The 18,538-nt window shown below is 69.9% G+C and carries 19 protein-coding genes; 4 read left to right on the plus strand and 15 right to left on the minus strand.

Going from position 1 to position 18,538, the window contains the following annotated elements; translation table 11 throughout:
* Positions 1 to 630: 630 nt before the first annotated feature.
* The 6 genes from ABT114_RS43085 to ABT114_RS43110 form a co-directional block, all read right to left on the minus strand.
* Positions 631 to 1,422: an enoyl-CoA hydratase gene (locus tag ABT114_RS43085; protein WP_351150599.1), complete on the minus strand. Its 792-nt coding sequence runs from the start codon at positions 1,420 to 1,422 to the stop codon at positions 631 to 633.
* Positions 1,423 to 1,517: 95 nt separating this feature from the next.
* Positions 1,518 to 3,065: an AMP-binding protein gene (locus tag ABT114_RS43090; RefSeq protein WP_351150602.1), complete on the minus strand. Its 1,548-nt coding sequence runs from the start codon at positions 3,063 to 3,065 to the stop codon at positions 1,518 to 1,520.
* 257 nt (positions 3,066 to 3,322) lie between these two features.
* On the minus strand, positions 3,323 to 3,823 hold the full coding sequence (locus ABT114_RS43095; protein WP_351150605.1) for a hypothetical protein: 501 nt from the start codon (positions 3,821 to 3,823) through the stop codon (positions 3,323 to 3,325).
* A gap of 11 nt (positions 3,824 to 3,834) precedes the next feature.
* Complete coding sequence (locus ABT114_RS43100; protein ID WP_351150608.1) at positions 3,835 to 4,443, minus strand: TetR/AcrR family transcriptional regulator; 609 nt, start codon at positions 4,441 to 4,443, stop codon at positions 3,835 to 3,837.
* A 90-nt stretch (positions 4,444 to 4,533) separates the two neighbouring features.
* Positions 4,534 to 5,709, minus strand: a complete 1,176-nt coding sequence (locus ABT114_RS43105; RefSeq protein ID WP_351150611.1) for an acyl-CoA dehydrogenase family protein — start codon at positions 5,707 to 5,709, stop codon at positions 4,534 to 4,536.
* The gene (locus ABT114_RS43110) at positions 5,693 to 6,691 is read right to left on the minus strand and encodes an acyl-CoA dehydrogenase family protein (RefSeq protein WP_351150614.1); all 999 of its coding nucleotides are present in this window, start codon (positions 6,689 to 6,691) and stop codon (positions 5,693 to 5,695) included. The genes ABT114_RS43105 and ABT114_RS43110 overlap by 17 nt, the downstream gene beginning before the upstream one ends.
* A 143-nt stretch (positions 6,692 to 6,834) precedes the next feature.
* Between ABT114_RS43110 and ABT114_RS43115 the strand changes: the two genes are divergently transcribed.
* On the plus strand, positions 6,835 to 7,515 hold the full coding sequence (locus tag ABT114_RS43115; RefSeq protein ID WP_351150617.1) for a TetR/AcrR family transcriptional regulator: 681 nt from the start codon (positions 6,835 to 6,837) through the stop codon (positions 7,513 to 7,515).
* Positions 7,516 to 7,549: 34 nt separating this feature from the next.
* On the opposite strand, the gene ABT114_RS43120 is transcribed toward ABT114_RS43115, so the two are convergent.
* Together ABT114_RS43120 and ABT114_RS43125 are read right to left on the minus strand one after the other, a co-directional pair.
* Positions 7,550 to 8,425, minus strand: a complete 876-nt coding sequence (locus ABT114_RS43120; protein WP_351150620.1) for an SDR family NAD(P)-dependent oxidoreductase — start codon at positions 8,423 to 8,425, stop codon at positions 7,550 to 7,552.
* Between the two features lie 20 nt (positions 8,426 to 8,445).
* Positions 8,446 to 9,093 (minus strand): TetR/AcrR family transcriptional regulator, encoded by a 648-nt coding sequence (locus tag ABT114_RS43125; RefSeq protein ID WP_351150623.1) that lies wholly within the window; start codon positions 9,091 to 9,093, stop codon positions 8,446 to 8,448.
* 108 nt (positions 9,094 to 9,201) lie between these two features.
* Between ABT114_RS43125 and ABT114_RS43130 the strand changes: the two genes are divergently transcribed.
* The 3 genes from ABT114_RS43130 to ABT114_RS43140 are packed head-to-tail and all read left to right on the plus strand — an operon-like array spanning position 9,202 to position 12,925.
* Positions 9,202 to 10,551 (plus strand): hypothetical protein, encoded by a 1,350-nt coding sequence (locus ABT114_RS43130; RefSeq protein ID WP_351150626.1) that lies wholly within the window; start codon positions 9,202 to 9,204, stop codon positions 10,549 to 10,551.
* Entirely contained in the window at positions 10,548 to 12,008 is a 1,461-nt protein-coding gene (locus tag ABT114_RS43135; RefSeq protein ID WP_351150629.1) for an acyl-CoA reductase, read from the plus strand. Before ABT114_RS43130 ends, ABT114_RS43135 begins: the two co-directional genes overlap by 4 nt.
* The gene (locus tag ABT114_RS43140; protein ID WP_351150631.1) at positions 12,005 to 12,925 is read left to right on the plus strand and encodes a TIGR03619 family F420-dependent LLM class oxidoreductase; all 921 of its coding nucleotides are present in this window, start codon (positions 12,005 to 12,007) and stop codon (positions 12,923 to 12,925) included. The genes ABT114_RS43135 and ABT114_RS43140 overlap by 4 nt, the downstream gene beginning before the upstream one ends.
* On the opposite strand, the gene ABT114_RS43145 is transcribed toward ABT114_RS43140, so the two are convergent.
* The 7 genes from ABT114_RS43145 to mftA all read right to left on the minus strand — a co-directional run bounded on the left by ABT114_RS43145 (position 12,906) and on the right by mftA (position 18,370).
* Positions 12,906 to 13,367, minus strand: a complete 462-nt coding sequence (locus ABT114_RS43145; RefSeq protein ID WP_351150634.1) for a VOC family protein — start codon at positions 13,365 to 13,367, stop codon at positions 12,906 to 12,908. The two genes, ABT114_RS43140 and ABT114_RS43145, sit on opposite strands and share 20 nt — an antisense overlap.
* A 73-nt stretch (positions 13,368 to 13,440) precedes the next feature.
* Positions 13,441 to 14,922 carry a mycofactocin biosynthesis glycosyltransferase MftF gene (mftF, locus tag ABT114_RS43150; RefSeq protein WP_351150636.1) on the minus strand — a complete coding sequence of 494 codons (1,482 nt, stop codon included), beginning with the start codon at positions 14,920 to 14,922 and terminating at the stop codon, positions 13,441 to 13,443.
* Positions 14,919 to 15,467, minus strand: a complete 549-nt coding sequence (locus ABT114_RS43155) for a creatininase family protein (protein WP_351150638.1) — start codon at positions 15,465 to 15,467, stop codon at positions 14,919 to 14,921. Before ABT114_RS43155 ends, mftF begins: the two co-directional genes overlap by 4 nt.
* A complete protein-coding gene (mftD, locus tag ABT114_RS43160) occupies positions 15,454 to 16,644 on the minus strand; it encodes a pre-mycofactocin synthase MftD (RefSeq protein ID WP_351150641.1) in 1,191 nt (396 codons plus the stop codon). The genes ABT114_RS43155 and mftD overlap by 14 nt, the downstream gene beginning before the upstream one ends.
* 28 nt (positions 16,645 to 16,672) lie before the next feature.
* Positions 16,673 to 17,905: a mycofactocin radical SAM maturase gene (gene mftC, locus ABT114_RS43165; protein ID WP_351150644.1), complete on the minus strand. Its 1,233-nt coding sequence runs from the start codon at positions 17,903 to 17,905 to the stop codon at positions 16,673 to 16,675.
* Positions 17,902 to 18,231 carry a mycofactocin biosynthesis chaperone MftB gene (gene mftB / locus ABT114_RS43170; protein WP_351150647.1) on the minus strand — a complete coding sequence of 110 codons (330 nt, stop codon included), beginning with the start codon at positions 18,229 to 18,231 and terminating at the stop codon, positions 17,902 to 17,904. Before mftB ends, mftC begins: the two co-directional genes overlap by 4 nt.
* Positions 18,232 to 18,238: 7 nt before the next feature.
* Entirely contained in the window at positions 18,239 to 18,370 is a 132-nt protein-coding gene (mftA, locus tag ABT114_RS43175) for a mycofactocin precursor MftA (protein WP_351150650.1), read from the minus strand.
* Between the last annotated feature and the right edge of the window lie 168 nt (positions 18,371 to 18,538).

Here is an 18,538-nt window from a genome sequence, read left to right on the forward strand (position 1 = left end):
CCCGATCTTCAAATGCTCCGTCCAACTACCCTCAGCGGGCTTCTTGAAATGCGGCATGGACCTCGCACCCTCCAGTCGGACTCCACCACACACTGTCGATAACACTGATCTCTCAACATGAGAACGGTATTCTCACCCGTGATGGCGCGTCAAGCCGCTCGTGCGGATACGCCCTCGAGGGACCCGATCACGGGCGCCGCCACAGCCGAACAGAGCCTTACGGCGACATCCTGGACGCCGGGCCGCTCACCGAAGTCGCCCGCAATGCCGAGGAGTTCGGCTTCGACGGGCTGTCCTTCAGCGCGCACCAGACACTCGACCCCTTCGCGGCGCTCGGCCATGCCGCCGCCGTGACCACCCGGCCCGCACCGGTCGGCGGCGGCGACGCTGGAGTCCCTAGAAGCATTCGGCACGACCCGTACGCATCCCGGCTGACCCGGCTCAAGGGACCTGTTCAGCGCAGAACAGGGCGGCAGCCGCGGGTCCGGACAGGCACACGGCGTGCGCCGACGCGCCGCAGGAGGCCGGCCCGCAGGGCGTCACCGTCGACACCGTCCCGCCGGGCTTCACCGACACCCCGATGACCCGGCGGAACGAGGTGAAGGGCCTATCGGGCGGCCCAGCGGGTCGTCAGGCCTTCTTGATGTGTTCCTTCATCTCCTCGAGGCGGGTGAGGATCGGGTAGCCGTCGACGCTCAGGGCATTGCCGTGCCCGGTCTGATGGATGTCGAAGGCCGACTGCAGGGCCGAATAGAAGCCCTGCACGTCGAGGGTCTGGTTGACGGCCCGCTTGGCCTGCCGCAGACCGAACGCGGGCATGCTCGCGATCCGTTGCGCCAACTCCGTCGCCGCATCGTCGAGTTCATCCAACGGCACGACCTTGTTGACCATGCCGACCCGCTCGGCCTCATCAGCCGTCAGCCCACGCCCCGTGAAGAGGATCTCCTTGGCCTTGCGCGCGCCCAGCTCCCAGGTGTGACCGTGGTACTCGACGCCCCCGATCCCCATGCGCACGACCGGATCGGAGAACTCCGCGTTCTCCGCTGCCACGATCAGGTCGCACGGCCAGCACAGCATCAGCCCCGCGGCGATGCACTTTCCCTGCACCGCCGCGATCGACGGCTTCGGCACGTTCCGCCACCGCAACGAGTACCCCAGATACCGTCGCGCCTCGGTGTTGTTGATCCACTCCAGGGTCACGTCACGCGGGGCGGGCCAGCGGTCCTTGAGGTCATGGCCGGCCGAGAAGTGCCTGCCGTTGGCGCGCAGCACGATCACGCGGACCTCATCGTCGTCGGCGGCGCGCGTCCAGGCCGCGTCCAGGTCGTCGAGGAGCGCCATCGTCTGGGCATTCGCCGCCTCGGGCCGGTTCAGCGTGATGACGGCGATGTGGTCGGTGACCTCGTACAGGATCTGGTCCATGGGTGTCTTCCCTCACCTCGGTCAGCCCTTCCCGCGGGCCGCAGGAGAATATCATTCTCCTTAATCGAAAGTAAGAGTTCCGACGCTGGCCGGACCTACTCGTCTCCCCCGCGCACCGCGAGGTCCTGGCGCAGCCGGTACTTCTGGATCTTTCCGCTCGCGGTGCGCGGGAACTCCGGGACCTGGTGCAGTTCCTCGGGCCACTTCTGCCGGGCCAGGCCCACCTGTGCGCAGTGGGCGCGTACCTCGTCGAGCGTGGGCAGGGTGTGCCCCGGGCGCAGGCGCACGACGGCCGCGGCGTGCTCGCCGAGCCGTGCGTCGGGAGCGGCGACCACCGCCGTCTCCGCGACGGCGTCCATGGTGAGCAGCGCCTCCTCCACTTCCGACGCGCTGATGTTCTCGCCGCCGCGGATGATGAAGTCGGCCTTGCGGTCGGCGATCGTGAGGTAGCCGTCCTCGTCGAGCACGCCGATGTCGCCCGTGTGGTACCAGCCGTCCTCGTCGAAGGCCTGCTCGGTGAGGGCCGCGTCGGTGTACCCGAGGCACAGATCGGGGCCACGGCTGAGGATCTCGCCGTCGGGGGCCAGCCGGACCTCCACGCCGGCCAGCGCCTTGCCGTCGGTGCGCAGCCGCTTGTCCTCGGGCGCCGTGTGCAAGGAGGCCGTCATCGAGGGGTGTTCGGTGCTGCCGTACGAGCGGTGCACCGTGATGCCGAGTCCCGACAGGCGGGTGGTGACCGCGGTCGGGACGGCCGCCCCGCCCAGGCCCGCGTACTTCATGTACGGCAGATGCCGCGACGGCGCGAAGTCGGGATGGTCGAGCAGGCTCGTCAGGTAGTAGGGCGGGCCGCCGCCGACGGTGATGCCGTCACTGGTCATCAGCTTGAGCGCCAGACCCGGGTCCCAGACGTCGGCGAGGTCGATGGTCGTGCCTTCGAGGACCGGGACCAGGAACGCCGTCACCATGCCGATGAAGTGGCCCACGGGCGCGGTGACCAGCTGCCTCCCCATATCGGGCGGGAAGCGCTCCGTGATCTGGCGGGTCTCGCAGCCGAGCGTCTGATGGCTGTGGACGACGCCTTTGGGGGCGCGCGTGGTGCCGGAGGTGAAGGCGTACAGAGCGGGGCCGGAGGGGTCCGTCGCGAGGTTTCCTTGCATGGGGTCGGCGCTGAGCAGGTCGTCGAAGTCTCGTCCCACGACACCCACGACGGGCACGTGGGCGCTGAGGTCCGGCTGGTGTTCCATGCGGTGGAAGCGCTCGGCCGTGATGAAGACGCGGGGTTCGACCGCCTTCAGGATGTAGCCGAGTTCCTTGCGCCCGTAGTAGTGGACGACCGGGACCACGACCGCTCCCAGGAACGCCGACCCCCAGAAAACCGCGGCGGCCTCCATCCAGTTGGGCAGCTGGAACGCGATCACGTCACCGCGCCCGACACCACGGGCCCGCAGTCCGCCGGCGAGCCGGCGCGCGACGCGTTCGACGTCGCGGAAGGTCCCGGACCAGGGCCGGACGTCCGAGTGCACGCAGAAATGGGTCCCGGGCGCGGCGTCGAGGCCGCGGGTGAGCAGGTCCCCGATCGTGTCCCGGGTCCACCAGCCTTCCGCCTCGTATCGCTCGACCAGTTCGCTGGGGATCGTACGCACGTGGAAGCTCCCGTCCGTGTCGGGTGTCGGGTGTCAGGCCGTCGGAACGAGGCGGGACGGAGTCGAGGAGGGCGCGGGTGCAGGGGTGGGCGGGACGGTCGTAGAGCTGGACCGAGTCGCCGAACTCGCCCGTCGACGCGATCGCGATGGCAGGCGGCACGGCCGACTGCAGGTTGGGACCGATGCCCTCGCTGATCCGCGACCACCCCAGCACCGGCAACCAGCTGTTCTCCCGAACAGCGCAGAACGTGATTCTCTCAGCCAGTGAGAGAGCCCGTCCGCAGCGCGGCGCCGGGGCGCCGCAGGGGCGGCCCGCCCCTGCGGAACACCTCGATACCCCCGATCATGTCCACGGCGGTTGCGGACGCGGTCAGCGCCTGCTGCTTGAAGGCCCGTGCCGCCACGCTCAACCTGTGGCGCGTCACACCACCCCCCTCGGTGAGGTCACCCGGCCACGTCTCACCCCAGAACCTGACGTCGGCGAGCGCTCCCTCGCGGGCTTCGAGGACCATCCGCCGCACACGCTCGTCGCTTGCGTACAGGCCGGCGTGGACCGCGAGGGCAAGGCACCCCGGCCCGCCGAAGGATGTCGCCACCGCGGACTCGAGGTCGGCACCTCGGACCCCCAGGATCCGCAGGGGCCGGGAACCGCCGTGGTCCGGGGCGGCGACCGTGGCGTCCCACCCGGCCATCGCCCGGTCGAACAGCCAGCCGCCCGCGTACCGCACCGCATCGGAGGTGCTCGGCGCGAGCGCCACGAGGCGTGGCCTCAGGGAGTGTCGCGAGGCAGGGCGAGTTGTCGGGCGAGTGCCCCGGCGTACTCCCGGAACACCTCGGTCAGCGGAATCGAAGGGTCGAGCAACCACGATGTCTCCATCCCGTGGAGAAAGGCGACGATCTCCACCGCTTTGACGGCTGGGTCCAGGTCGGTGCGGTACCTGCCCGCTCGCTGCCCCTGCCGGATGAACTCGGCGACGGCGTCGACAGCGGCCCGGTACCGGGTGAAGAAGCGGTCGTGCAGCGGGGCGTCGGGATCGAGGTTCTCGATCAGGAGCACCGCGAACATGCTGACCAGCTCCGGGGTCCGTCGGAACCGTTCGGCTCGGCTCTCGATCTGCTCCAGCACGTCGTCCGACCGTTCCCGGTAGGCCTCGTCGGAGGCGTCGCGGGCGTCGAGCACCGCATGGAGCAGTTGTTCCTTGGACTCGAAGTGGTGCAGCAAACCCGCCGTACTGACGCCCGCCTCCCGGGCGATCTGGGCGAGCGTGATGCCGCGCCACCCGTTGCGCGTCAGCAGCCGCTGCGCCACGGTCAGAATCCGCTGCCTGCGCTCCTCCCCCTTGGCGAGCAGCGTGGCGTACGGCCGACGATCGGGCATCCGGTCCCCTTCGACCAACCTACCGAACTGACGGTAGGTCGGTTGCGGGGACCGCGACAAGCCCCGTGCACGGACTTGGAGTTGGAAGCTTCAGCCGCGGGGCAGACCGAGCACTCGGTGGGCGACGATGGTGCGCTGGATCTCGGAGGTGCCGCCGGCGATCGTGCCGCCGAAGCTGCGCGCATAGCGGTGGAACCAGCTGGCGAAGGCGTCGTCGAAGCTCATGTGGTAGTACGGCGCGGTGTGTCGCGGGTGGATCAGCCCTTCGGGCCCGGCAGCCTCCAAGGCCCGCTCCAGCGCCCTCTGCGAGGCTTCCGAGCCGAGAACCTTCAGCACGGACAAGGCCGGCACGTCCTGTTCACCCCGGGCAGCGCGCGCCAGAGCAGCCGAGCCGAGCAGCATCAGCGCCTGTCGGTCCATGACCAAGGTGGCGTACCAGTCCTTGTCGACCGCGGTGGCGGCGCTGAAGTCGCGCAGCAGGTCGCTCATCCGCTCGGCGTCGCCAAGCCACATCAGGGTGCGCTCGTGCCCGAGCGATCCGTTGGCCACCCGCCAGCCCTCGTTGAGCCGGCCGACGAGATTCTCGGCGGGCACGCGGACGCCCTCGAAGAAGACCTCGTTGAAGTCCTTGTCCTCGGGGCCGGTGAAGGCGGCGAAGGGGCGGCGGGTCAGCCCGGGGCTGTCGGTGGGGATCAGCAGCACGCTGATCCCCTTGTGCTTGGGGGCCTCGGGATCGGTCCGTACGAACGTGAGCAGTACGTCGGCGTCGTGGGCACCGGAGGTCCACACCTTCTGCCCGTCGACGACAAAGTGGTCGCCGTCCAGGACGGCCCGGGTGCGCAGCGAGGCGAGGTCCGAGCCGGCACCGGGTTCGCTCATGCCGAGCGCCGCGGTGAGCTCGGCCCGCAGGATCGGCACGGCCCAGCGGTGCTTCTGTTCCTCGGTGCCGAAGGAGAGCAGCGAGGCGGCGATGATCCCCACGCCCTGGGGGTTGAAGCTGTGGAAGATGCGGCGCCGGGCCAGCTCCTCCAGGTGTACGTAGCTCTGGACGACGGTGGCGTTGCGTCCGCCGAACTCCGGCGGGTTGCCGGGGAGCAGCCAGCCGGAGTCGAACTGCAGCCGCTGCCAGCGCCGGGCCCACTCGGGCAGGTGCCCGGTGGAGCGGGAGCGTTCGGCGGCCTCGGCCTCGGCCGGGAGGTTGGCATCCAAAAACGCCGTGAACTCCGCACGGAAGGACTCGACGTCGTCGTCAAAGGTCAGTCGCATGGCACTCCTCGGCGATCAGCGCCCGATGCTCGGCCGTGCCGCCGAGCAGCAGCTCGCCCGCTTTGGCCCGCTTGAGCGCGAACTGCAGGTCATTCTCCCAGGTGGTCCCCATCGCCCCGAACAGCTGCACGCCGTGCCGGAACACCAGGGCCTGGCACTCCCCCGCCGACGCCTTGGCCATGGAGGCGGCCAGGCGGCGGCGCGGGTCGTCGGCGGCGATCGTCATCATCGAGAAATAGGCGAGGGCGCGGGCCCGTTCGATCGCCACATGCATGTCGACCGCCTTGTGCTGGACGGCCTGGAAGGAGCCGACGACCGCGTCGAACTGGCGGCGCGTACGGACGTGCTCGAGGGCCAGATCCAGGATCCGACGGCACGCGCCGACCATGGTCATCGCCAGGCCGGCAAGCGCGAGATGACGGGCTTTCTCGGGGTCGGCCGCGCTGCGCGCGTCCTCGGTGACCCGTACCCCCGCGAAGGTGACGTCGGCGACGTGCAACAGGGGGTCGAAGACCGGGACGGACTCCGCGGTCACCTCCTCGGCGGGCACCACGAAGACACCGGGGCCCGTGATCACGGCCAGCCGGTCCGCCCGGTCACCGTCCAGCACGTACCGTGCGGTGCCGTCGAGCAGCCAGCTCTCACCGTCCCGGCGGGCACTCACACCGTCGAACACGGCGGCGCCGGACCGCCCGCCCTCCAGGGCCGTCGGAGCGAGCGGGGCGAACTGCGTCATCGTCGCCAGGTACGGCGTCGGGTCGGCGGCCCACCCCAACTCCTCCAGGACGATGCCGAGTTCGACGGCGTCCGACGGGTCGGTGAACTCGGTCCAGCCCAGTTTCCCGTAGGTGCGCCAGAGGGATGCCGGGTCCTCCGCGCCGTCAGCGACGGACCTGACCAGAGCCGGCGTGCACTCCTTGGAGACAGCCTCTCGGACGGTCCGCTGCCACAGCCGTTGATCCGAGTCGAACTCGAAGAGCATCTCGGCCTCCTAGCCTGCGCTCCGACGCGCACCGCGCGAGAATATCATTCTCGCTGAATGAAAGTAATAGTTTCGGACGCCCCTCCGGAGGTGCCCGATCGAAGCAAAGGAGACCCTGCGTACGCTGCAGTAAGGTTCTGCCCATGGCGCAGAAGACGAGTCAGCCGGTGAGCACGCCGAACGAAGAGCCGGCGTGGAAGCAGCGCGCGATCGAGCGGTCCACCCAGGCGGCGATACGCCGAGCCGAACAACGGGTGGGCCGGTTCCTCGACGCGGCGCAGGCGATCATGACGGAGCGGGGCACCACAGGGTTCACCGTCCAGGAGGTCGTCGAGTGGTCCCGCCAGTCGCTGCGCAGCTTCTACCAGCACTTCGACGGCAAGCACGAACTGCTGCTCGCCCTGCTCGAGGACGCCATGGTCCGCACGGCCGACCAGATCCGCGCCGCCGCGTCCGGCCAGTCCGACCCGCTGGAGCGCCTCAAGATCGCCGTGCAGCTGCTGTTCGACCTCTCGCTTCCCGATCCGGCCGCCCAGCGACCGCTGTTCACCGATTTCGCGCCGAAACTGCTGGTGTCCCACCCGGCCGAGGTGAAGGTCGCCCACGCCCCGCTCCTCGCCCTGTTCACCGAGTTGATGACGGAGGCCGCGGACGCCGGCCGGCTTCGCCCAGGCGTCAAGCCTCACCGCATGGCCGCGCTGACCATGCAGACCGTCATGTTCAATGCCCAGTCCAGCGGCGCCCCCGACGACGAGACCAGCCACCCGATCACCGCCCAGGAGATCTGGGCCTTCTGCTCCGACGGATTCGCCAAGACCGACTGAGGCCCGGCATCTCACGGAAGCAAGCTTGCGGCGACTAGAAGCCGAGCTTCTCCAGCAGCGTTTCGCTCTCTTCCCAGAGGCGTGTGGCGGCGGCATCGTCCCGGGCCGCGTCGCTGGGTGTCTCCTCGGCCTGCCGGTGGAAGTAGCGCCCGCAGCCCCGGCCGCCTTCGGGCGCGGTGGCCAGCCACACCAGCGTCTTCGCCGGCTCGTCGGGCGGTACGGCGTCCGCCGCGGCCATGTGCGCTCGCATCGCCGCATTCCCGTGCGCGGCGAAATTGCTCGCGACCACGCCGGGGTGCATGGCCTGGGCCACGATCCCGAAGGGCCCTGCCCGTCTTGCCAGTTCACGGGTGAAGAGCAGGGTGGCGAGCTTGGCCCGGCAGTATGCGGCGACGCAGTGGACGGGGCCGAGGCTCTGCAGGTCGCTCCAGTCGAGCCCCGCTGCCTGGCGGTGGGCGCTCGACGACACGGCGATGACCCGCACCGAGCCGGTGGGCAGCGCCGCCGCGCTCGCCCTGAGCCGAGGCATCAGCTCCCGGGTCAGCAGGAAGGGCGCGAGATGGTTGGCGGCGAAGGTCGCCTCCGTGCCTTCCCCGGTGACGATCTGGCGGTCCCGTACGCCTCCCGCGTTGTTGATCAGGACGTCGAGACGCGAGGTGCGCTTCTTGATCTCGTCGGCTGTCCGCACGACCTCCGCCATCAGGCTGAAGTCAGCCCGCAGCACAGTGCAGTTGCCGCCGTCGCGTGCCGCCGCGGCTGTCTCCGCCTCGGCGACGGCGATGCGTCGCGGATCGCGGCCGGTGCCGATCACCTGCCAGCCGCGCGCCACGAGTTTCAGGGCGGTCGCCTTTCCGATTCCGGCACTTGCCCCCGTGACGACGGCGACCGGACGATTCGCATCGAGCGTCAAGGCATGTCCTCCCAAGGGTCTCAGCGCGGCCTCAGGCCGTCGAGCAACAGCCGCACGGTGAAACGGACCTTCTCGTCGATCTCCTCCGGCGTCGGCGCGAGACCGTTCACGATGGCCCGCACCCGGCCACCGACCACCATGCTCATGAAGGCGGACGCCGCGAATCCGGAGTTGGTGGGGGCGATCTCGCCCGCGGCGGCGGCCCGGTCGAGGAGCCCGGCCACGTAATCGATCACCGGCCGGGTGCTCTGCTCGAAGTACGCGCTGAAGATCTCCGGGAAGCGGTAGCTCTCGGTGTTGATGATGTGCTGCAGCCGCAGCCCATGGGGTGATGCCACCTGGCGGATACGGAGCCGGGCGATCGCCTCCAGCGTCGCGACCAAGTCGCCCCGATCCAGATCTTCGAGCACTTGCTGCGGCACGATCTGCCGCTCGATGGCGCGTTGTATGGCCGTACGGAACAGCCCGGCCTTGTCCGGATACCGGGCGTAGATCGTCCGCTTGGTCATGCTGACGCGGGTGGCGATCATCTCGATCGTGGCCACCTCGAAGCCGTGCTCGAGGAACAGGTCGAGCGCGGTGTCGAGCAGCTCCTCGTGGCGCGCCTGAGCCTGTGCGCGAGTGGGGCGCCCGGCCCGGCCGCGAGCCGGGGCGATTCCTTCGGCCACGTCGACGTCTCCCGCCCTGCCTCTTGTGCGGTCACCCGGATCGGTGAAAATGATACGGGCGAGTTGCTATTTGTCGAGTCCGGCCACCACACATCGAAGGGTGCCCCCGTGACCTCTGCGACACAGAAGCTGACAGCGCTGGTCGAAGCCCCCGACCGCTTCGACCACTCCCACCGAGAACTGCGCGAGACGCAGGTGCTGGCGCTCAACGAGCGGTTCCAGGAACGCAAGGACCGCATCAAGCTGCTGGCCCACCGGGCCCGCGAAGCCGGCACCACCGAAGTCCGCGACCGCCGGGACATGGTGCCGCTGCTGTTTCCGCACAGCGTCTACAAGAGCTATCCGGAGAGCTTTCTGACCGAGGAGAGGTGGGACCGGCTCGGCAGGTGGCTGGGCACCGTCTCGCCGTATCCGATCACCCCGGTAGGGACCTCGGACATCAGGGACATCGACGACTGGATCGAGCGCCTGGGGGCCCACGGCCACCATGTCTCCTGCTCCAGCGGGACGACCGGTAAGTCGGCGATGCTACTCGCGTCGGACCGGGACATGGACTGGTCACGCAAGGACACCGTAGGCGTCTTCACCTGGGGTTCGGGCGTGCTGCCGACGGGGGACCGCCGGATGTTCGGGATCGCGCCCACCGCCGCCGTCCCGAAGAACATGGTCATCGGCGAGGCACAGGAGCGGGCCTTCGGCGACCCGGACAAAGAGCGCTTTCGGCTGCCGATCCCGCCGATCACCGTCGGCACGCTGACGAAGACCATCCTGCTGCGCAAGAAGATCGCCGACGGCAGTGCTCGGCCCGAGGAACTGGCCGAGTTCGAGCGGACCTCCAAGCAGCGGCAGGAAGCGCTCGACAAGGCGATGACCGCGGCCGCCGAGGCACTCGTCGAGCACCGGCGCGAGAAGCTCTACATCTCCGGCATGTGGAGCGCACTGCACCAAGTGGCGGGGATCGTCCAGGAGATGGGCTACTCCGGGGCGGACTTCCATCCCGACAACTGCCTCTACGTCGGCGGCGGCCTCAAGCGAGCCCAACTCCCGCCCGACTACCAGACGTTCGTGCGCGAGACGTTCGGGATACCGGCCGACCGGGACTTCCAGGTCTACTCCATGCAGGAACTCGGCTCCGGCATGCCCAAGTGCCGAAAGGGCGACCGCTATCACCTACCGCCGTGGGTCGTGCCGTTCGTCCTCGACGAGGGCGGCGAACAACTGCTGCCGCACGGGAGCGGTGAGGTCGAGGGTCGCGCGGCCTTCTTCGACCTCTCGCTCGACGGGCGATGGGGCGGAGTCATCACCGGCGACCGGATCGCGCTCGACCTCGACCCCTGCGCCTGCGGCGCCCGGGGTCCGTCGGTGCGCAACGACATCGTGCGCTACGCGGACCTCGCGGGCGACGACAAGATCGGCTGCGCGGGCACCGTCGACGCGTACGTGCGAGGTGTGTCATGACGCCGGCCACCTCTGCCTCCCCGTCCGCCGACCCCCCCGTGTCCGCGCCGTTCTTCCTGCGCGGCCGACTGTGCGAGGGCCAGGACGTCACCCACCGCTCACGCGACCTGGGCGTCACCTTCGCCACGCCCTCCATCGACTTGGACCAGGTGGTACATCCGCGCGGTGAGGTGCCGCCGCTGCTCGATGTCCCCTTGGACGAGATCATCGACTTCCTCGTCGAGACCGGAGAGCGCATCCGCGACCGGCGCAACCCCTTCGTGCGCGAGTGCATCGAGCGCATGACCAGCACCCACCCGCTGCCGCGTGACGTCCTGGAAGCACAGGTGAGGAGCGCTGCCGGCTACCTCGACAAGCGGCTGCTGCGGACCGTGGTGGAACAGAACTTCCCGGATCCCAGGGCGCTGGACGAGTGGGTGCCCAAGGAGGACTTCACGGGGCGCAGGAGTTTCGTCCGCGCCTTCGCGCCGCGGCTGATCCATGTACTGCCGGGCAACTCACCGGGCGTCGCGGTGAAGTCCATCGCCCAGGGCGCCCTGGTGAAGGCGGTCAATCTGTTCAAGATGTCCTCCAGCGACCCCTTCACCTCGGTCGCGATCCTGCGGACCATGGCGGAGATCGACCCGGGCCATCCCGTGGTGACGTCCATGTCGGCGGTCTACTGGCGTGGCGGCGACGAGGCGGTGGAACGGGTCCTTTACCGCCCGCAGTACTTCGACAAGATCGTGGCCTGGGGCGGCGGCGACGCCATCGCGAATGTCGTCAAGTACCTCGGTCCGGGGTTCCAGTTGGTGTCGTTCGACCCCAAGACCTCGATCTCGATGGTCGGCAAGGAGACCTTCGTCTCCGACGAGGCGCTGGAGCGGGCCGCCACGCTCGCGGCGTCCGACGTGATGGTGCTCAACCAAGAGGCCTGCGTCGCCAGCCGCTTCCTCTACGTGGAGGCGGACCGCGACGACGCGGACCGCTTCTGCGCACGCTTGTACGCGCACATCGCCGAGCAGGCGGCGGCCTCTGGCGACGCCCGTCCCCTCGACGTGGATCTGCGCGAGCAGGTCGAGACGCTGCAACTGCTCGACGACGACTTCCGCGTCTGGGGCAGGACGGACGGCACCGGAGTGGTGATCCGGTCGGAGGAGCCGGTGGACTTCCACCCGATCAACAAGATCGCCAACGTGGTGCGGGTGGACTCGCTCGACGACGCGGTGCGCGGCGTGAACGTCGCGACGCAGACGGTCGGTTTCTATCCGTACGAGCGGATGGCCGACTATCGCGACCGGCTCGCCAGTTGCGGCGCACAGCGCATCGTCCGCCTGGGCGAGGCGGGACCGAGCACGATCGGCAACCCGCACGACGCCATGTATCCGCTGCACCGCTTCGTGCACTGGATGGCACACGAGGACGGGACCGCGCCGGATGCGGAAGGAACAGTCGGCGGCACCTCAGGAGCGTCATGAAGCTGGGATTCGCCATGCCGCACCTGTTGCGGCTCAAGGCCACCGGTCAGCCGTGGGAGGCGGCCGTGCGGGGCGCGGACCAGACCCGCATGGCCAAGTGGGCCGACGAGCTGGGCTACGCCATGATCAGTGTGCCCGAGCACCACATCGTCCCGAAGACCCATGTCGATCTCTCCGGACCTCACTACTTCAGCGCGTACCCGACCATGGCCTATCTGGCCGGCGCCACGGAGTCGATCCGGGTCAATTCGTGCATTGCCATCCTTCCGCTGCAGCACCCCGTCGTCACGGCCAAGGCGCTCGCGAGCATCGACTGGTTGTCGAGCGGCCGCGTCACGGTCACGTTCGGGGTCGGGTGGCTCAAAGAGGAGTTCGACACGCTCGGGGTTCCCTTCCATGAGCGCGGGGCGATCAGCGAGGAGTACATCCGGGCCGTCATCGAGCTGTGGACCGGTGCGCACCCGGAGTTCGAGGGCAAGTACGTGTCCTTCCGGGACGTCGTGTTCGAGCCCAAGCCTGTACAGAAACCGCATCCGCCGGTGTGGTTCGGCGGGGACGCCGACCCAGTGCTCCGGCGCGTCGCCCGGTACGCGTCGGGCTGGTGGCCTTTCCTCACCAAGCCGGAGGACATCCCCGCGAAGATCGAATTCATCAAGTCCCAGTCCGACTACGGCGGCGGCCTCACGGACGTGTTCTACGGCTTCGCCACCTCACGCGTCGGTGCGGGCCACGAAGTGCGGCAGGACCCGCGCGCCCGGGCCGGCCTGTCCAAGGGGGAGATCATCGACCGGCTCGGCTGGTTCGGGGAACTCGGTGTGACGATGAGTTCGGTACCGATTCCACGACTCGACCACGTCGAGGAGTACCTGGACTACACCCAATTGGTGGCCGAAGAGATCATGCCCGTGGTCGCCTGACGGCCGCCCAGCACTGTTCGAGGCCGGACTGGGCGGCACGGTTCACCAGCTCGACCCGGAGGCCCGACGCGTTGCGCTGGAAGCTGAAGAACGGCGTTCCGTCGGGCCCCGTGCGGGTCGCCTCGGTCACGAATCCCTGGCGTCCGAGCTCGGCGGAGTCCGCCGCCACGTCGTCCGACCAGTAGCCGATGTGGTGGATGCCGACGCCGGCCGCGGGCTCCCAGAGGGTCCCCGGGACACTGCGTACGAGCTCCAGGCGCGGCGCTGTCACCGAGTACGCGCAGCGGAGTTCGAGCACGGTGTCCCCGGTAGTGAGGGTGACCTGGACCGGGCCGCCGACTTCTGCACCCCACTCGTAGCCGAACACGGCGGAGAGTTGGGCCCTGGTCGCCTCGAAGTCATCGGTGACGATGCCGAGATGGAACTGGTCCTCGGCCTTCATGGCCGCAACCCCGCTCGGCAGAGTGTCGATCCCACTACTAGAATTACATTCTCATTCACAGCGAGCGATACTCTCACCCGTCCGTGGAAGCCGCAAGACGGGCGGCGCGAGCCCGGGCGGCCTGGCCGGAGCGCACGACACGGGGGCGCAGGGCCGCGGTCGAGCGGCCCTTGAGGGCGGAGATCCAGACCCCGGAGCCGTAGGCCAGGTCGTCGAGGCGGCGGGCGATGCCATAGCGCACCGGGTCGAGCCGGACGGTGGCGGTGCCGTGTTCGAACACTTCGAGAGCGATATCGGTGACGGCCGCCACGGCTGTCGCGCGCCGTATGCGCCGCGAGGCCAGGCAGCCGACAGCGGCAAGCGGCCACCAGTGGCGGGTCAGCAGCGCCGCGCCCTGGGTGAGGGCCGAGACGGTGCCGAGGCCGGTGAGTCGGGCGGCGTGCCGCAACGGCCGCTCGACGTCTTTCAGCTTCTCGGCGTTACGGGCGGTGGCCACGGCCGCGACGCCCGCGGCCGCGGGCAGGGACCAGCGGCGCTGCGCGAGCAGGGCGAGGAGCAGCGCGGCGCTCCACGGCGCGAGCACGGCGGGGGCGATGTGTTCGGGGTGGCGCCGGGCGAGGGGATGGGCCCCGGTGCCGTAGACGGCCTTGCGCCGGAACCAGTCGACGAGCCCCACCCGGTGTTCGTGGGCGGCCTGGACGGAGGGTTCGTAGCGGATGCGTCGCCCGGTCCGGATCAGCCGCCAGCACAGGTCGACGTCCTCGCCCACGTGCATGCCGGCGTCGAAGCCGCCCACGTCGACCAGGACGCGGGTCCGGGCGACCATGCAGGCGCTGGGGGCCCAGGAGACCGGAGTGCCGGGGCGGACGGCGGCCGGGTTTCTGCCCAGGTCGAGAGAGGAGCGGGCGTTCTCGTACCGGCCGAGCCAGCGGTCGGATTCCGGGGTGGTCAGGGCGGTGATCCGGGGGACGGCCAGGGCGACCTCGGGGTCGGCGAAGTGCCGCAGCAGCGTGGGCACCGTGTCGGGCGCGAGGACGATGTCGGAGTCGACGAAGGCCACGTAGGGCGTGGTGACCTCGCGCAGTCCGGCGTTGCGGGCGCCGGCGGGCCCCAGGTTGGCGGGGAGGCGGATCAGTCGGGCGCCGTGCCGTGCGGCGACGGCGGCGATGCGGTCGGGGTGGTGCGAGGCGTCGTCCACGACGATGACCGCACCGCCCTCCGAGGGACGGATGCTCGCCAGGAGACGGTCGAGTTCCCGGGGCCGGTCGCGGACCGGGATGACGTAACTGCACGTCGGTTCGGGTCCGTTGGCCGGGCCGAGGTGCGGGGGCAGCTCCTTGACGGCCGGGTGGGCGAAGCCGGTCTCCAGAAGACGGTCGGCGAGGGCGGCACCGGCCGCGCCCCGTACCTGGACCGTGCGTCCGGTCAGCAGCTCTCTGGCCCGGGGGCTGAGCCTGAGCAGGCGGGTCGGATGGCCGCCGAGAAGGGCGCGCCCGCCGTCGAGGACCCGGGTGTGCCGGTCGAGCCTGACCACGAAGCCCTGCGGGAGCGTCATGACCGGGCCGCTGTCCGTCGTCCGGCGGGACGCGGCGTGTCCCCGGCACCGGCGAGGCGGCCGCGGGCGTCCACGTCGCCCTCGGTGATGAGCCGCACGGCAGCGGACACCATCGCCCGGAGCAGGGCACGCCCTTCCTCCGCCGTGGCGCCGGCAGGGTCGCCGAGCACACCGCTCGGCGAGACCGCGCGTACGCCGTGGGCCATGAGCTTGACGAAGACGACGCGACCGGCCCACAGGGACAACGACCGCACGGTCTCCACCAGCAGCACGTGCAGCGCCTCGTGCCCGATGGAGACCGTCCCGGGGAATCCCGCGTGCTCTCCGCTGGCTCCGTACGTGATGCAGGGAGCCAGAAGGACATGCTCGTGGGTCAGTTGACGGGCCGTCCTGCGAGCCACCGTCTCAGCGATGACGCTGTCCGTCCCGAGCGGCAGATGCGGGCCGTGCTGCTCGGTGGAGCCGACCGGCACCAGGACGAGTGCTGCCTTCGGAATCTCCGGCCAGACCGAGCGGGCCAGCTCCCCCGCCTCAGCCCGCGGCACGCGGCACACCGAGGGTGCGGGTGAAGCCGTCCGGGATCACCAGGTCGTCAAGGTCCAGCTCGTCGACGCAAGCGTGCCCGAGGCCGAGTACGGCGGAGTCGAGTCCGGAGCGCAGGATGTCCAGCACGTTCTCCACGCCCGCCTGCCCGTTCGCGGCAAGGCCCCACAGGTAGGCGCGGCCGACGAGGACGGCTCGGGCGCCGAGGGCCAGGGCCTTGGCGACGTCACCGCCGCGCCGGATGCCGCCGTCGAGCAGGACCTCGATCTCGTCGCCGACCGCCTCGGCGATCGAGGGCAGCAGGCGGATGGTGGCGGGCGTGGTGTCCAGGTTGTTGCCGCCGTGGTTGGAGACCGAGATGCCGGACACGCCGGCGTCGACGGCCCGTTTGGCGTCGTCGACCCGGGCCACGCCCTTGAGCAGGAACGGGCCGCCCCACTCCTTGCGAAGCCACTTCACGTCGTCCCAGGTGGGCGGCGCGGTCTGCATCCATTCGCCGTACGCGCCGAAGAACGTGGGGGCCGGGCCGCCGGGCGGCTGAAGGTTGGGGGTGGTCAGATCGGGGATGCGACGGGACGCGGCGAACGCCCACAGCCAGCGCGGACGGGGCAGGACGTCGGGCGCGAACCTGAGTGCCGTCCTGAGGTCGATCCGCTCCGGGATGGGTGGGCTGCCCCAGTCCCGCCCGTTGGAGAACGACCAGTCAAGGGTGACGATCAGCGCCTTGGCCCCGGCGGACCGGGCACGTTCCATGCGCTGCGCCATGGAGTCCCGGGTGCCCATCCAGTACATCTGGTAGAAGGTGTTCGCGTTGGCCTCGACCACCTCTTCCACGGACCTGCTGGCGAACGAGCTCAGCCCCATGATCACGCCCCGGTTCGCCGCGGCACGGGCGACGGCGACCTCACCGTCGGGGTGAACGGCCTGCACGCCGGTCGGCGAGATCACCACCGGCAGCGCGGACTCCACGCCGAGCACGGTCGTGGTCAGGTTCCGCTCGGCGTGATGGCCCACCACCCGTGGGGCGAAACCCAGTTCGGCGAAGGCGCCGATGTTGTCGTCGATGGTGCGGCCTCGTTCGGAGCCGGCCACGACGGCCCCGTAGACCGTGCTCGGCAGGTACTTCTTGGCGCGTCGCTGTGCCTCCGCGACGGTCTCGAACCAGGGGTTTCTGCCCATGTGTGCGGCTCTCTCTCGGTGAGGGAGGTCAGGTGGCGCCCAGGCCGGCCAGGGGGTCCTCGCAGCACGCGCCGACGGGCGGTCGGTCGAGGTCCTCGCGCCGGGTGAGGACGACATCGACGGGGCCGGTGCGACGGGCGCGTGGAGCGGTGCGGTGGGAGTGGTCGCCGGTCGGCTTCGGTACGGCGCCGCGGATGGCGAGCAGCTTCTCGCCATGGCCCTGGACGCACTCCGGGTCCGGGCCGTCGAGCGGCAGACCGGTGAAGAACTTGGCGGCCATGCAGCCGCCCTTGCACGTGTCATAGAACGTGCACGAACCGCACGCCCCGCCCTGCTGCGGCTCACGCAGCCGCAGGAACAGCGGCGACAGACGCCACACTTGCGCGAAGCCGCCCGGCCCGCGCACGTTCCCGGCAAGAAACTCGTCGTGAATGGCGAAGGGGCAGGCGTACACGTCGCCGACCGGGTCGATCAGACACACCACGCGGCCGGCGCCGCACAGGTTGAGGCCCGGCAACGCCTGCCCGTACGCGGACAGATGGAAGAACGAGTCCCCGGTCAGCACCGTGTCGCCGTGCGCGACCAGCCAGTCGTACAGCTGCCGCTGCTGCCCGGGCAGCGGGTGCAGGTCGTCCCACACGTCCGCGCCACGCCCGGACGGGCGCAGCCGGGTCAACCGCAGTTTCGCGCCGTATCGGTCGGCGAGCGCCTTGAAATCGTCCATCTGCGGGATGTTGTGCCGGGTGCAGACGACCGACAGCTTGAAGTTCTTCATCCCGGCGTCGGCGAGGTTGCGCAGCGCGCGCAGTGCCGTGTCGTAGGAACCGGCCCCGCGCACCGCGTCGTTGACCTCGGCGGTCGCGCCGTCGAGCGATATCTGTACGTCGACGTAGTCGTTGCCGGCCAGCCGTCGGGCGATCTCGGGCGTGATCCGCACGCCGTTCGTGGAGAACTTGACGCCGACGTGATGGGCGGTGGCGTAGTCGAGCAGTTCCCAGAAGTCGGGGCGGACCGTGGGCTCGCCGCCGCCGATGTTGACGTAGAAGACCTGCATGGCCTCCAGCTCGTCGATCACGGCCTTGGCTTCCGCCGTGGTCAGTTCGCGCGGGTCGCGGCGGCCGGAGCTGGACAGGCAGTGCGTGCAGGCGAGGTTGCAGGCGTAGGTGAGCTCCCAGGTCAGGCAGATCGGTGCGTCGAGGCCGTACTCGAAGAGGTCCACGAGGCGTGAACCGGGCTGTGTCCTCACGGGAGTTGTGGTCATGCGGCCGGTGTCCTTTCGACCAGCATCGACGAGCGGGCCAGGACCGCCAGGGCCCGCCCGTAACGGGGCATGTCCTCGGCGGCGACACCGGCGGCCGCACAGGCCGCCCGTGCGGTGGGCGCCGTCACGAGCGCCTGGACGACGGAGAGGAGACCGCGGTCCTTGAGGAAGGACAGCTTGCGGGTGCCGAAGTGGTACAGCAGCGCGCCGAAGGGTTCCGGCCGGACCGAGACCTGCGGATGCAGGTCCCACGCGCGGTCCAGGTCCAGGTCGAGATCCGGATCCACGTCGGCGTCCGAGGTGGTCGTGGGAGGGCTGGTGGTCATGGGAGGGCTAGTAGACGCCGCACATGCCGTCGATCGAGACCTCCTCGATCAACTCCTCGGCGTCGATGGGCGCCTCATCGAGGAGCATCGTCTCGTCGTCCGGATTCACGTTCGTCGGCGCGGAGTTGAACTCGTTCATGCGAGCCTCCCTTGAGGTTCCGGCAGGTGTGGGTGCGCACGCAACGAGGTGCGGATGAGCACGTCTGCGTGCGCACTCCCGAGGGTGCGTGGATGGGCTTGCGAACAGAGCAGGGCAGGACACGCCTCAACGATCGCGTGCATCGCCGACCGCGCCGTGCGCCTCTTC

It is taken from the genome of Streptomyces sp. NPDC002088 (assembly GCF_040296605.1).
Classification (GTDB): domain Bacteria; phylum Actinomycetota; class Actinomycetes; order Streptomycetales; family Streptomycetaceae; genus Streptomyces.